This is a genomic window from Streptomyces sp. CCM_MD2014 (assembly GCF_000772045.1).
GTDB lineage: Bacteria > Actinomycetota > Actinomycetes > Streptomycetales > Streptomycetaceae > Streptomyces > Streptomyces salinarius.
The window spans coordinates 4,955,384-4,968,463 of sequence record NZ_CP009754.1; the positions used below are offsets into that span (position 1 = coordinate 4,955,384).

At 72.3% G+C, this 13,080-nt stretch carries 10 protein-coding genes and 1 pseudogene; 6 read left to right on the forward strand and 5 right to left on the reverse strand.

All coding sequences use genetic code 11. From position 1 onward, the window contains the following. Positions 1 to 60 precede the first annotated feature (60 nt). Positions 61 to 902, reverse strand: a pseudogene (locus NI25_RS22160) (NAD(P)H-binding protein). Positions 903 to 1,020: 118 nt separating this feature from the next. Between NI25_RS22160 and NI25_RS22165 the strand changes: the two are divergent. Next, the gene (locus NI25_RS22165; protein ID WP_078884887.1) at positions 1,021 to 1,692 is read left to right on the forward strand and encodes a TetR/AcrR family transcriptional regulator; all 672 of its coding nucleotides are present in this window, start codon (positions 1,021 to 1,023) and stop codon (positions 1,690 to 1,692) included. Here the strand turns inward: NI25_RS22165 and NI25_RS22170 are convergent. Continuing rightward, positions 1,689 to 2,885 carry a methyltransferase gene (locus tag NI25_RS22170; protein WP_078884697.1) on the reverse strand — a complete coding sequence of 399 codons (1,197 nt, stop codon included), beginning with the start codon at positions 2,883 to 2,885 and terminating at the stop codon, positions 1,689 to 1,691. The genes NI25_RS22165 and NI25_RS22170 overlap by 4 nt on opposite strands. Positions 2,886 to 3,079: 194 nt before the next feature. Between NI25_RS22170 and NI25_RS22175 the strand changes: the two genes are divergently transcribed. Next, positions 3,080 to 4,003: a hypothetical protein gene (locus NI25_RS22175; RefSeq protein WP_061444111.1), complete on the forward strand. Its 924-nt coding sequence runs from the start codon at positions 3,080 to 3,082 to the stop codon at positions 4,001 to 4,003. A gap of 134 nt (positions 4,004 to 4,137) precedes the next feature. Further along, positions 4,138 to 4,389: a hypothetical protein gene (locus tag NI25_RS22180; RefSeq protein ID WP_061444112.1), complete on the forward strand. Its 252-nt coding sequence runs from the start codon at positions 4,138 to 4,140 to the stop codon at positions 4,387 to 4,389. A gap of 76 nt (positions 4,390 to 4,465) precedes the next feature. Here the strand turns inward: NI25_RS22180 and serC are convergent, their stop codons facing one another. After that, a complete protein-coding gene (gene serC / locus NI25_RS22185) occupies positions 4,466 to 5,584 on the reverse strand; it encodes a phosphoserine transaminase (protein ID WP_061444113.1) in 1,119 nt (372 codons plus the stop codon). Positions 5,585 to 5,694: 110 nt separating this feature from the next. On the opposite strand from serC, the gene NI25_RS22190 reads away from it, so the two are divergent. Then, entirely contained in the window at positions 5,695 to 8,559 is a 2,865-nt protein-coding gene (locus tag NI25_RS22190) for an FAD-binding and (Fe-S)-binding domain-containing protein (protein WP_061444114.1), read from the forward strand. Between the two features lie 6 nt (positions 8,560 to 8,565). Here the strand turns inward: NI25_RS22190 and NI25_RS22195 are convergent, their stop codons facing one another. Continuing rightward, positions 8,566 to 9,726, reverse strand: coding sequence for an alpha/beta hydrolase family protein (locus tag NI25_RS22195; protein ID WP_061444115.1), 1,161 nt, complete (start codon positions 9,724 to 9,726; stop codon positions 8,566 to 8,568). Between the two features lie 381 nt (positions 9,727 to 10,107). Between NI25_RS22195 and NI25_RS22200 the strand changes: the two genes are divergently transcribed. Continuing rightward, entirely contained in the window at positions 10,108 to 11,685 is a 1,578-nt protein-coding gene (locus NI25_RS22200; protein WP_233520761.1) for an FG-GAP repeat protein, read from the forward strand. Positions 11,686 to 11,741: 56 nt separating this feature from the next. Here NI25_RS22200 and NI25_RS22205 read toward each other — a convergent pair whose 3' ends face one another. Then, on the reverse strand, positions 11,742 to 12,140 hold the full coding sequence (locus NI25_RS22205) for a winged helix-turn-helix transcriptional regulator (protein ID WP_061444116.1): 399 nt from the start codon (positions 12,138 to 12,140) through the stop codon (positions 11,742 to 11,744). A 198-nt stretch (positions 12,141 to 12,338) separates the two neighbouring features. Between NI25_RS22205 and NI25_RS22210 the strand changes: the two genes are divergently transcribed. Then, positions 12,339 to 13,064, forward strand: coding sequence for an alpha/beta fold hydrolase (locus tag NI25_RS22210; protein ID WP_078884698.1), 726 nt, complete (start codon positions 12,339 to 12,341; stop codon positions 13,062 to 13,064). Positions 13,065 to 13,080: the final 16 nt, after the last annotated feature.

A 13,080-nucleotide genomic window follows, 5' to 3' on the forward strand; every position in this document is an offset into this window, starting at 1 on the left:
AGTGCCGGGCGCCAGGCGGGGCGGGACGCCTGCCGGCGCGACGCCCGCCGGTGCGGCGCTTCAGACGGCGGCCTGGTCCGCGAGCCGGTCGGCGGCGCTGCGGGGCTCGCGGCCCAGGAGTTCGCCCAGCAGGGGGCCGGCCTCCGCGAAGCAGTCGGTGCGGGCGGCCTGGTACCAGGTGAGGAGCAGCCGGGCCACCGGTTCCGGAACACCGCTCGCGACCTGGCCGGCCATCCATTCCTCGTCGTCCATGACGACCCGCTCGACGGTACGGCCGGTGAGGCCGGAGGCGATCTCGGCGAGGTCGTCGAAGGTGACGGCGGTCGGCGCGGTGAGGTTGACGGGGCCGTCGAGGGCACGGTCGCCGGCGAGGAGGACCGCGGTGGCCTCCGCGATGTCGGCACGATCGGTGTACGGGACGGGACCGTCCGCGGGCCGGTCGACCGCCAGGGGCCGAGCACCTGGTCGAGGGGGCCGTAGGCGCCGTTGCGCAGTGCGGTCCACGCGGTCCCGGACTCGGCGAGGACCGCTTCGGTGGCGGTGTGGACTTCCGACGGCGGGTAGGGATTGCCCGGGACGGCGCCGTGCTGGCTGGTGTAGACGATCCGCTGGACCCCGGCCTCGACGGCGGCCTCGACGGCATTGCGGTGCAGGCCGGCCAGGTCGGCCGCCGGATCGTTGCCCGACACCACCAGCACCTGCTCGGCACCGGCGAACGAGTCGCGCAGCGCGGCCGGTTCCTCGTACGAGCCCTGCCGCACCCGGACGCCGCGGTCGGCGAGGTGCCGCGCCTTGGACGCATCGCGGACGCTGACGCCGATCCGGTCGGCGGGCATGCGCTCGAGGAGGTGCTCGACGACGGCACCGCCGAGCCCGCCGGTGGCGCCGGTGACGATGATCATGACGTGGCCCTTCGCTAAGTTGACCAGGGTGGTCAGTTTCGCTTCCCGTCGCGACCGTAAGTAAACTGACCCGACGAGTCAAGTTATGCGGGGCGCCAGCGAGAGACGGAGCCGAATGATGGCCGGAGCAACCGGAGCAACCGGAGCAACCGGAGCAACCGGAGCAACCGGAGCCGCGGGTGCGGCGGGTGCGGCGGCCGGATCGGCGTCCGCGGAACCCCGGCTGCGCGCCGATGCCAAGCGCAATGCCGAGCAGATCCGCAAGGCCGCGATCGGCGCCTTCCAGGGCCGCGGCCTGTCCGTGCCGCTGGAAGAGGTCGCCAGGGCGGCGGGGGTGAGCAAGGGCACGGTCTTCAACCGGTTCGGCGGCCGGATCGGCCTCATCGAGGCCGTCATCACCGAGGTCGTCGCCACGGAGATCTACGCCATCATCGACCGCACCCGCGCCATCGACGACGTCTGGGAACGGATGACGTACTACGTCACCGCGATCCGCGATCTGCAGTACCGTCAGCCCGCCACCGTCGACACCATGCTGCAGGCCTACCCCGACGCGCGGAGCCTCATGGAGATCTGCCGGGCGGGCGGCGAGATCAACGAGGAACTCGTCGCCGAGGGCCGGGCCTCCGGCGCACTGCGCCCGGAGTTCACCGCCGAGGACCTGCACGCGCTCCTCCACGACAGCGCACTCGTCCTCAAGCACGGAACCCGCCCACGACGGGAGGACTACGACCGCCGCACCGCCTACTTCCTTGCAGGAATGCGGGCCCAGGGAACCCCTGAGCACTAGGTCCGGCGGTGTGCGACCGCCTTGAAGAAGGTGTAGCAGAACACCCCGTCGGGTTCGGCCGTGCGCCGCAGGGCGGCGATGCCGGCGTCGAAGGTCCGCGGGTCGATCAGCCCCGCCGCGACGGCGGGCTCCCGTACCCCCGAGATCATCGCGGTGAAGGTGCGTCTGGTGAAGCTCTCGGCCAGTTCCGGCCGGCTGCCGTCCACGTAGACGGTGCGCGGACTGACGGCGATGTCCGACCAGTCCGCCTCGTGCAACAGGGGAAAGAGCCGCCGGCCGATGAGTGCGTCACCGCCGGCGTGCCGCTGCAGTGTCACCTGGCACGCGACGGCCGCGCGCGCCGCTTCGTCGTCCGGGTGGAAGGAGGCCGAGCCGTGGTCGCCCTCGATCACGGTGATCGTCCCGCCGGGCCGCACGAGACGCCGCAGCCGTCGCAGCGCGTCGACCGGAGCGGGCAGGTGCTCCAACAGGAAGCACACGAAGACGTGGTCGAAGGAGGCCGCGGCGAACCCGCCCTCCTCTTCGGGGAGCGCGAAGACGTCCTTCTCGACGAACTCGACGTTCGTGAACCCCGCGGCATCGACACGCCCCGAGGCCGACTTCAGCGAGTCGGTGGCGATGTCGGCCGACACGAAGTGCGTGTGCGGGCTGCGCGAAGCCAGGGCGGTGGTCTGCGCCCCCACGCCGCACCCCATCTCCAGGACCCGCTCACCCGGTTGGAACCGGGTGTCGCCGTGCAGCAGCTCGACCAGGGCGCCCGCCTGGTCCGCGAGCCGCGTGCTCTCCTCGGGCCGGTAGCCGTGCACGTACTGCTCGAACATGGTCATGGTCTCGATCACCTTCATCAGCTGGTCCGGCTCAGCACTCCCGAGCGCGGCCACGAGCCGGTCGCGGAGTTGGCTTCGCCGCCTGAGGTCCTCCTCGACGTCGTCGAGGTGCGCGCGCAGGGTCGCCGCCGGGTCCGGATCCTCGCGGTCCAGCAAGGCGGCGACCTGCCGAAGCCCCAGGCCGGTGCGGCGCAGGGCCATCGCCCGGTAGAGACGCGTGACGTGCGCGGGGCCGTAACGACGGTGACCGCTCGGCGTGCGCTGGGGAGACACCACGCCCAACGCGTCCCAGTGCCGCAACACCCGCACCGACACCCCGGACGCGTGCGCCAGTTCGCCCACCGTCCACCACGTCCCGTCGTCCACGGCGGCAACGCTAGGCCCTCACACGGTGTCAGCTTCAAGCCCGGATGCGTCCTGCCGGTGCGCCGCCGGGCGCCGTCCGCCGTTGCACGGGAGGCGCGTATGTTCTGGCATAGAGCGCTGGCATTTTCACCCGTACGGCTGACCGAGGTCCGAATCCCCGCGCTTAGTGTGCCCATGCGATTACGTTCCGTCGCATGGTCAGTTCACCGCATGAAGCGTTGCACCGGATCTTCCGCGTGGATCCGGGGCTGTTCGCCCGGCTGTTGCCGCGGGCGGGCATCGGGTTTCCGGAGCACACCGCGATCGAACCCCTGGACACCGATCTCACCGAGATCAGGCCACTTGAGCGCCGGGTGGACAGCGTCTTCCGCGTGCACGTGCCCGGCGAGGAGGGCGGCTTCGTGCTCGCCGTCGAGTCGCAGGGCAAGCCGGATCCGGACAAGCACAACAGCTGGACCTACTACTTGGCCCACATGTACGCCAAGTACCGGTTGCCGCCGTTCCTCCTGGTGGTGTGCAAGGACAAGGCGACCGCGGCCTGGGCGTCGGAACCGATCCGTGTCGGGCGCGGCTTCCACACCAGCATGGTCGTCTTCCCGCTGGTCCTGGGGCCTGGCATCCTCCCCGTGATCACGGAGCCGGACGAGGCGGCCCGAGACCTCGGGGTCGCCGTCTTCTCCGCACTCGCCTACGCCTCGGACCCGGGACTGACTGCGATACTGGACGCGCTGGCGTCAGGAGTGGCGGGCGACGCGGGGAAGTCCGGGTCCGGGAATGTGGACCGGGTGGACTGGGCGGAGATCGTCGAGATCGGACTGGGTGAAGGCCCGGGTCGTGAGTACTGGAGGAATCTGATGGCCACTTACACCCCGAACTTTCCGGGCAGCAACTCGATTGTCGAGGAGTCCTGGCTCGACGGCCGCGCCAAGGGCCAGAGCGAAGGCAAGGCGGAAGGCAAGGCGGAGGCTGTTCTGCACGTCCTCAAGGCGCGGGGGATTGAGATCTCCGGTTCTGTCCGGGAGCGGGTCACCGAGTGCACCGATCTTGAGGCGCTGGAGACGTGGCTCGGCCGTTCCCTGAGCGTGACGCGCGCCGAGGAGCTGTTCGCCGAGGAGTAAGAGCGTACGGATGCGCGGAGGAGACCCGGTGGATGAACTGCTGGGCACCCTTCGTCCGGTGTGCCGGGAACGGCTGTGGCTTCTCGGTCAGCGGAGGCGACCGCGTCGTGCGCGTTGGAAGCGATAGGAATCCGATGGCCACTTACACCCCGAACTTTCCGGGCAGCAACTCGATTGTGGAGGAGTCCTGGCTCGACGGCCGCGCCAAGGGCCAGAGCGAAGGCAAGGCGGAGGCTGTTCTGCACGTCCTCAAGGCGCGGGGGATTGAGATCTCCGGTTCTGTCCGGGAGCGGGTCACCGAGTGCACCGATCTTGAGGTGCTGGAGTCGTGGCTCGACCGTTCCCTGAGCGTGACGCGCGCCGAGGAGCTGTTCGTCGGGGAGTAGAGATCCCACTGATGTGCGCAGGGCGCCCGGCGGATCGTCCGCCGGGCGCCCTGCGTCGTCATGCCGGTGGTGGCGGCTACAGCTTCTCGATGACGTAGTCGACGCACTTCGTCAGCGCCTCGACGTCCGCCGGGTCGATCGCCGGGAACATCGCGACGCGCAGCTGATTGCGGCCGAGCTTGCGGTACGGCTCGGTGTCGACGACGCCGTTGGCGCGCAGCACCTTGGCGACCGCGGCGGCGTCGATGTCGTCGGCGAAGTCGATGGTGCCGATGACCTGCGAGCGCTTGGCCGGGTCGGAGACGAACGGGGTGGCGTACTTGGACTCGTCGGCCCACGTGTACAGGCGGGTCGAGGAGTCCTTGGTGCGGGCGGTGGTGAAGTCCAGGCCGCCCTGGCCGTTCATCCAGTCCAGCTGCTCGCCGAGGAGGAACAGCGTCGCGAGGGCCGGGGTGTTGTACGTCTGGTTCTTGCGGGAGTTGTCGATCGCCGTCGGCAGCGAGAAGAACTCCGGGACGTGGCGGCCGGACGCGTGCACGCGCTCGGCGCGCTCGATCGCGGCCGGGGAGAAGACGCCGATCCACAGGCCGCCGTCGGAGGCGAAGGACTTCTGCGGGGCGAAGTAGTAGACGTCGGTCTCCGACACGTCCACGGGGAGGCCGCCCGCGCCCGACGTCGCGTCCACCAGGACGAGGGCGCCCTCGTCGGCACCGGCCACCCGCTTGATCGGCATGGCGACACCGGTCGACGTCTCGTTGTGCGTGAGGCCGTACACGTCCACGCCGGCCTCGGCGTGCGCCTCGGGGTGGGTGCCCGGGTCGGAGGAGACGACCGTCGGCTCGGCCAGCCACGGGGCGAGCTTCGCGGCCTTGGCGAACTTGGAGGAGAACTCGCCGAAGCTCAGGTGCTGCGACTTGTTCTCGATCAGGCCGTGCGTCGCGACGTCCCAGAACGCGGTGGAGCCGCCGTTGCCGAGGATGACCTCGTAGCCGTCGGGGAGCCGGAACAGCTCGCGGATGCCCTCGCGGACCTTCCCGACCAGGTTCTTGACGGGTGCCTGGCGGTGGGAGGTGCCGAGCAGGGACGTACCGGTGGCGGCCAGGGCGTCCAGCGCCTCCACCCGCACCTTGGAGGGACCCGCGCCGAATCGACCGTCCGCGGGCTTGATGTCAGCAGGAATCTGGATCTCAGCCACGTGCCGGAGGGTATCCCCTCGGCCAAACCGGACGAAGACATGTCCGTCCGATGAGACGAGATCTCCGCCGTGCGGACCTGTGCGGAGCTACGAGAGCCCATGCTGGACGCATGACCGATCTGGAGGCAGCACTGCGCAGGGCCGTCCGCGGCGAGGTCGGGTTCGACGTCACCTCCCGGGCCCTGACCACGATGGACGCGTCGAACTACCGGAGGGTCCCGCTCGGTGTCGTCGCGCCGGCAGACGCCGACGACGTGGCGGCCGTGCTGGAGGTGTGCCGGGAGCGCGGCGTGCCGGTCGTGGCGCGGGGCGGCGGTACGTCGATCGCCGGGCAGGCGACGGGCACGGGCGTGGTGCTCGACTTCACCCGGCACATGAACCGGCTGGTCGGGCTCGATCCGCAGGCGCGTACGGCCGTCGTCCAGCCGGGGCTGGTACTCGACCGGCTCCAGGACGCAGCCGCCCCGCACGGGCTGCGCTTCGGCCCCGACCCCTCCACCCACAGCCGCTGCACGCTCGGCGGCATGATCGGCAACAACTCCTGCGGCTCCCACTCGGTGGCCTGGGGCACGACGGCGGACAGCGTGCTCGAGCTGTCCGTGGTCACGGCGCGGGGGCGGCGGCTGCGGCTCGGGCAGCAGTGGGCCGGGGCGCCGCAGGGGCTGCGGGAGCTGGTGGACGGCGACCTGGCCCGCCTGCGCACCGGCTTCCTCGACCTCCCGCGCCGCATCTCCGGCTACGCGCTGGACGCCCTGCTGCCGGAGAACGGCGCGGACGTGGCCCGCTCCTTCTGCGGCTCGGAGGGCACGCTGGGCGTGCTGACGGAAGCCGTCGTCCGGCTGGTCGAGTCACCACGCGCGCGTGCGCTCGCGGTGCTGGGCTACGCCGACGAGGCGGGCGCGGCGGAGGCTGCGGCCGGGCTGCTTCCGCTCGGCCCGCTCACGGTGGAGGGCATGGCGGTGGACCTGGTGCCGTCCACGGAGGGGCTGCCGAGGGGCGGGGCCTGGCTGTTCGTGGAGACCGGCGGCGACACGGAGGCGGAGGCACGCGCGCGTGCGGAGGCCGTCGTACGGGCCGCGGACGTCGTGGACGCGCTGGTGGTCACCGACCCGGCCGGGCAGCGCACCCTGTGGCGCATCCGGGAGGACGCGAGCGGTACGGCGACGCGGATGCCGGACGGGTCGGAGGCGTGGCCGGGCTGGGAGGACTGCGCGGTGCCACCGGCACGGCTGGGCGGCTACCTGCGCGACTTCCGGAGCCTGCTCGCAGCCCATGGTCTGCGCGGCACCCCCTACGGCCACTTCGGCGACGGCTGCATCCACGTCCGCATCGACTTCGACCTGCTGACGGACGCCGGGGTCGCCCGGTTCCGCCGCTTCTCGGAGGAACTGGCGGACGTGGTGGTGGCGCACGGGGGCTCGCTCTCCGGGGAGCACGGGGACGGGCAGGCGCGGGCCGAGCTGCTGCCCCGGATGTACGGCGCGGAGACGGTCGCCCTCTTCGAGCGCGCGAAGGCGGTCTGGGACCCGGACGACCTCCTCAACCCCGGCATGCTGGTCCGCCCGGCCCCCCTCGACACCAACCTCCGCTTCTCGGTCCTGCCGCGCGAGCCGGTGGACGTGGCGTTCGGCTACCCGTCCGACGGCGGCGACTTCTCGGCGGCGGTGCGCCGCTGCGTGGGCGTGGCCAAGTGCCGTACGACGTCGGTGTCCGGCTCGGGCGTGATGTGCCCGTCCTTCCGGGCGACGGGGGAGGAGGAGCACTCCACGCGGGGGCGGGCCCGGCTGCTGCACGAGATGCTCGCGGGCGAGCTGGTGACGGACGGCTGGCGGTCGACGGAGGTCCGGGACGCCCTGGACCTGTGCCTGTCCTGCAAGGGCTGCCGCTCCGACTGCCCGGTCGAGGTCGACATGGCCACGTACAAGGCGGAGTTCCTGCACCACCACTACGAGGGACGCCGCCGCCCCGCCGCCCACTACACCATGGGATGGCTGCCGGTGTGGCTGCGCTGGGCGGCACGGACGCGGACGGCACCGGTCGTCAACGCGCTGGCGTCGGTACGGCCGTTGGCCGCGGTGGCCAAGCGGCTGGGCGGGATCGCGGGGGAGCGGGAGGTGCCGCGGCTGGCGGGGGAGACGTTCAGCAGGTGGTGGCGGGGGCGGCGCCGGGGAGCGGCCGACGACGGCGACCTGGTGGTCCTGTGGCCCGACACCTTCACCGAGCACCTCTCGCCCTCCGTGGGCCGGGCGGCCGTACGGGTGCTGGAGGCGGCGGGACTGCGGGTGGCGCTGCCGCCGACGCTGCGCAGTCGCGGCGTGATCGGCGACGGTACGTCGACGTCGGCTCTCGCGCTGCTGACAGCCCGCCGGGGACAGGTCTGCTGCGGCCTGACGTACGTCTCCACCGGCCAACTGGACCGCGCCCGCACGGTGATGCGCCGCACGCTGGACCTGATGGCCCCGGTGCTGGAGACGTCCGCGCCGGTCGTCGTCCTGGAGCCGAGCTGCGCCGCCGCCCTGCGCACGGACCTGCCCGAGCTGCTGCACGACGACCCGCGCGCGGCCCGGCTGGCCTCGCGCGTCCTGACCTTCGCGGAGGCCCTGGAACGCCACGCCCCCGACTGGACCCCGCCGGCGGTGAACCTCCCGGCGGTCGGGCAGACCCACTGCCACCAGCACGCGGTCCTGGGCGACGCGGCCGACCGTCGCCTGCGCGAGTCGGCGGGCCTGACCGGGGAGCTGAGCGGCGGCTGCTGCGGCCTCGCGGGCAACTTCGGCTTCGAGGCCGGCCACTACGAGGTGTCGGCGGCCTGCGCGGAGGACCAGCTCCTCCCGGCGGTGCGCGAGGCTCCGGACGGCGCGGTGGTGCTGGCGGACGGCTTCTCCTGCCGGACCCAGCTGGAGCAACTGGCGGGGGTGCGGGGGCGGCACCTGGCGGAGGTGCTGGCGGAGGGGCTGGAGGGAGAGCGCCGGTGAGGTCTCCTACGGCCGGTGGAACTCGACCTCGGGGTGTGAGGGGGCGGGGCCCTGGAGGAGTGGCTGGGGGATGCCCCGGAGGTGGAGGTCGAAGAAGGCGCCGACGTAGTCGCGGGTGATGTACCAGCCCCGCTCGCCCGGGAGCGGCACCTCCGGATCGGGCAGCCCCAGCTGCTCCGCCAGCCAGGGGATGTCGGTGAAGGAGAAGTGCCCGGCCCCGGACACGGTCAGCCAACGCTTCCAGCCGCGCAGGCGGTCATAGGTCTCGGCCCAGTCGCCGGCGGTGTTGGCGGGACCGTGGACGGCCTCGGCGCCGACCATCATGAACGGACGCCGGCCGAGCCCGGAGCCCGCGTCGCGTACGAAGAAGCCCCCGTCGAGGTTGACCCCCGCCCGTACGCGACGGTCGGCTGCCATCGTCGCCATGGCGGCCGCCCCGCCGATCGAATGCCCGGCGACGCCGATACGGCGCGAGTCGATCACGTGGGCGAGCAAGCCCGCTCTACGGTGTCCCGTCAACGCGTCGATCACGAAGGACAGGTCTGCGGCCCGGCCCTCCACGACCACCGCCTCCTCGACGTCGACGCCGACCCGGTCGCAGGCCACGCAGGGCGGAACCCGGCCCCCGGGGAACTCCGTGCCGACGGATTCGTAGGCGTGGTCCACGGCGGCGACGACGTAACCGCGGGCGGCCAGTTCCCCGGCGAGCGCGGTGAGCGTGGTGCGCGGCATGGAGAAGCCGGGGGACAGCAGGACCAGCGGGAACCGGCCCGGCGCGGTGGGTGCGTCGAGTTGGGCGTGCGTCCGCGTTCCCGCGACCGTCGCGGCCGGTACGACCCCGGCGAGGCCCTTGGCCTCCAGGAGTCGTTGCGCCTCGCTCTCGGTCATGTACGCCGCCGGGACCCCGCCCGACGGGCGTGCCGGGTAGGACACGGACACCATCAGCTCCCTGCCGCGCGCCGCCGGCACCCAGGGGTCGGCGCGGTGCCGGTCGACGAGGTGCAGGGTGCGGCGGCCCACGGGGTGGGGGCCGGCGGGGGAGGGCAACTCCAGTACGGCGGCGGGCGCCGAGGACGCGGGGGCGGCCCCGAGGAGCGGCACGGACGCGGCTCCCGCGAGCAGTGCGGTCAGGACGGTTCTGCGTGAGGTGTTCGATCTGCTGGGCATGCGGTCGAAGTTAGACGCCGGGCGCGGCACAACGCGTCGCCGCTGAGGGGTACTTGGGCGTACGACCGGCGACTGATCATCGGGAGTCCGGATGGCACCGTGGTATCGGTCGCGCGGTCTGCCGCAGGGTTGTGGCGTCCACCGCACGACTCCCGAGCTCGATCGCACCCGACCCGTCTGGCGGCAGGTCGCCGCCGCCATCGAGGCACGTATCGCGGACGGTACTCACCCCATCGATGCGCGGGTTGGGTCGGTGGCCGAGTTGTCGGCCGCGTGCGCCATTGCGGCATCGGCCGCGCAGGCCGTCCGTCGGCCGCCGGTGACGGAGGGCGGGGGCGCCGACCCGAGTCGTTGACCGGAACCGCGTGACGCGGCCCACGCGTGATCGTCCGTATGGACGGCTCGGGTGATCAGGTGGAGGCGGCGTCGCGACGGCGGTTCGGCAAGCGGGCCCGGGTGATCGGGGGCGGGGCGGCCGTCGTCGCCTTGGCGCTCGCCGCCGGGATGGTGATCGCCGACGACGGGCCGGCCGGCATCGCGGCGCCGTACGGATGCGGGGCGGGGGGAGTGCACAGCACCGCGTCCTCTCCCGCGCCGGACCGACCCGCGCCGGACGGCGCCGCCGACTTCGACGGCGACGGGCATCCCGACCTGGCCCTCGGCTCGATGGGGGACGTGCCGGGCGGGTACGGCGGGGGGAGCGTCGCGGTGGCGTACGGGGCGGGGGACGGGACCGGGATCGCCCGGTGCCAGTACCTGACGCAGGACGACCCCGGGATACCGGGCGCCAACCGGGACGAGGCGTTCTTCGGGAGTGACGTCGTGGCCCGCGACCTCGACGGGGACGGGTACACGGACCTCGCCGCCTCCGTCTTCGACTGGAAGCCGAGCGTGATCATCATGTGGGGGTCCGAGGGCGGGCTCTCGCGCGGCGTCCGGGTGCCGGGGACCGACGGCAGCCACGTCGCCTGGGGCGACGACCCGCTCCTGGACGAGCAACTCGTCGGCGGTGACTTCGACGGGGACGGGCACCCCGACCTGATCTTCGGGCTGGGCTCCGGCAAGGGGCTGCTCAAGGGCCCCTTCGAGCGGGACGGCACCCCCGCCGGAACGGGGCCCGTCCCGGCTCCGCGCCGTCCCGCCCCACACGTCCGGCACGCGAACTACGACGACCTTCTCGCCGGGGACCTCGACGGCGACGGCATCGACGACCTGGTGAGCTTCCACGACGCAGACACCGGACCCGAAGTGCCTTGGCGGGACCGGACCCAGCCGGTGAGCTACCTGCGCGGCGGCCGGGACGGCTTCACGCAGCCCAGGGACACCCGGCTCCCCGACGCGGGCGAGGGCGCGATCGGCGACGTGGACGGTGACGGAGTCGACGACCTGGTCCTCAGCCCCCGTGGCGGCGACGCGAGCCGCAGCTCGGTGACCGTGGTGTACGGGACGCAGGACGGCCCGCGGGCGCGCAGGACGACGACCGTCGACCGGGACACTCCCGGCGTGCCGGGCGCGGAACCCCAGGACGAGGACGCCGTCCTCACCAGCCTGGCCACCGGGGACGTCAACGGCGACGGGTACGCGGACGTGGTGGCCGGGGCTCCCCGGTGGGACGTGTACGGGGAGCCGGGGCCGGAGGAGGTGCTGTTTTTGGCGGGCGGTCCGGACGGGCTCAGTGGCGAGGGCGCCCGGCTGTTCGACGGGGACGACCTCGGCGCCGCCCCGGGCGGGGACGCGAACTTCGGTGCCGCCGTGGGCCTCACCGACCTGGACGGCGACGGGCACGCCGACCTCGTGGTGACCGCGCCGGGCAGCGACACGGTCGACGGAGTGGCCTACCTGCTGCCCGGCACGGCGAACGGGCCCGCCACCCAGGGCGTCACCCGGTTGTCCGGGGACGCCTTCGACGACACCGAGGGACTGGGGCTGCTGATGGGCGGCGGGGAGGTCGCCCTTTAGGCCGTCAGGCCGTGTCTCCGAGCGGGGTTGCCTGGTGGCACCCGCTTGCCATCCCGCTATGAGGCCGTCGGTGGACCGGTGCGGGCAGCGTAGGCGGCGCGGGCATCGTCGATCCGGGCGAGGTGCGCGACGCTCCATTCGAGCAGAGGCGCGGTGGCCTCGCGCAGGCTGATGCCCATGTCCGTCAGCTCATAGCTGACATGCGGCGGCATCACGTCGTGGACGGTTCGGGTCAGGATTCCGTCGCGCTCCAGGCCGCGCAGCGTCACGGTGAGCATGCGCTGACTGATTCCGTCGATGGCCCTCTTGAGCTCGGTGAAACGGCGCGGTCCGTCTTTGAGGTTGCGCACGACCAGCAGCGACCACTTGTCACCGACGATGTCGAGCACCACCCGGGTCCGGCACGCGTCGCTGGGCCGCGCCACCGACTGCGGATCACCCTGTGCCGCGTCCATGGTTACCTCCGGAGAACCGAGGCACCGAAAAGTGCCTTATTGCCTGTGGTGCGTCGTGTGCACCAGCATGCTCTTGGTACTCAAACAGTACCGAGGCACGAAAAGTAACCGCCAGAGTCGCGAATCGGCGGCATGCGCGTGACCGTGCCCATCTGCCCATCTGCCCATCTGCTCATCTGCTCCCGCGAAGGAAGATCGATGTCCACATTCCTGCTGATCCACGGCGCTTGGCACAACGGACGGTGCTGGGAGCGGGTGGTGCCGCTGCTGGAGGCCGCCGGGCACCGGGTGTTCGCGCCGTCCCTGACCGGCTACGGCGACAAGGCACACCTGCTCGGTCCGGAGGTGGGTCTCGACACGCACGTCGACGACGTGGTCGGGCTGATCACCGAGGAGAACCTCGACGACGTCGTACTCGTCGGCCACAGCTACGCAGGGCTGGTGATCTCCTCCGCGGCCCACCGGATTCCGGAACGCATCGCGCACCTGGTCTACCTCGACGCGATGGTCCCGGAGGACGGCGAGTCCGCAGTCGACATCCACCCCGTGACACGGCAGCTGATCGAGCTCGCCGAGAAGTCCGAGAGCGGCTGGCGTGTGCCGCCGATGCCCGAGCGGCCCGCGCCGTTCGGCCTGTTCGGCGTCACCGACCCGGCTGACGTCGCGTGGCTGCACGGGATGCTCTCGGACCAGCCGGTGCGCTGTCTTCAGCAGCCGGTGCGACTGGGCAACCCGGCCGCTGACGCGATCCCGCGCACGCACATCCACAATGTCGGCGCCATGCCGGAGGGCGTCACCCGTCGCCCCGTCCCGCCGGTCCAGCCCAACGGCACCGCCGCCCAGGTCTGGGAGTTGCCCACCGGCCACGACTGCATGATCACCATGCCGACCGAACTCAGTGAACTGCTTCTCAAGCTCTCCTAGCGCGCCGCTCGTCGGA

What these genes read in the sequence shown, in the direction of transcription:
- NI25_RS22165 (WP_078884887.1), top strand. Translation starts at nt 1,021, where the DNA reads ATGGCCGGAGCAACCGGAGCAACCGGAGCAACCGGAGCAACCGGAGCA.
- NI25_RS22175 (WP_061444111.1), top strand. Translation starts at nt 3,080, where the DNA reads ATGGTCAGTTCACCGCATGAAGCGTTGCACCGGATCTTCCGCGTGGAT.
- NI25_RS22180 (WP_061444112.1), top strand. Translation starts at nt 4,138, where the DNA reads ATGGCCACTTACACCCCGAACTTTCCGGGCAGCAACTCGATTGTGGAG.
- NI25_RS22190 (WP_061444114.1), top strand. Translation starts at nt 5,695, where the DNA reads ATGACCGATCTGGAGGCAGCACTGCGCAGGGCCGTCCGCGGCGAGGTC.
- NI25_RS22195 (WP_061444115.1), bottom strand. Translation starts at nt 9,726, where the DNA reads ATGCCCAGCAGATCGAACACCTCACGCAGAACCGTCCTGACCGCACTG.
- NI25_RS22205 (WP_061444116.1), bottom strand. Translation starts at nt 12,140, where the DNA reads ATGGACGCGGCACAGGGTGATCCGCAGTCGGTGGCGCGGCCCAGCGAC.
- NI25_RS22210 (WP_078884698.1), top strand. Translation starts at nt 12,339, where the DNA reads ATGTCCACATTCCTGCTGATCCACGGCGCTTGGCACAACGGACGGTGC.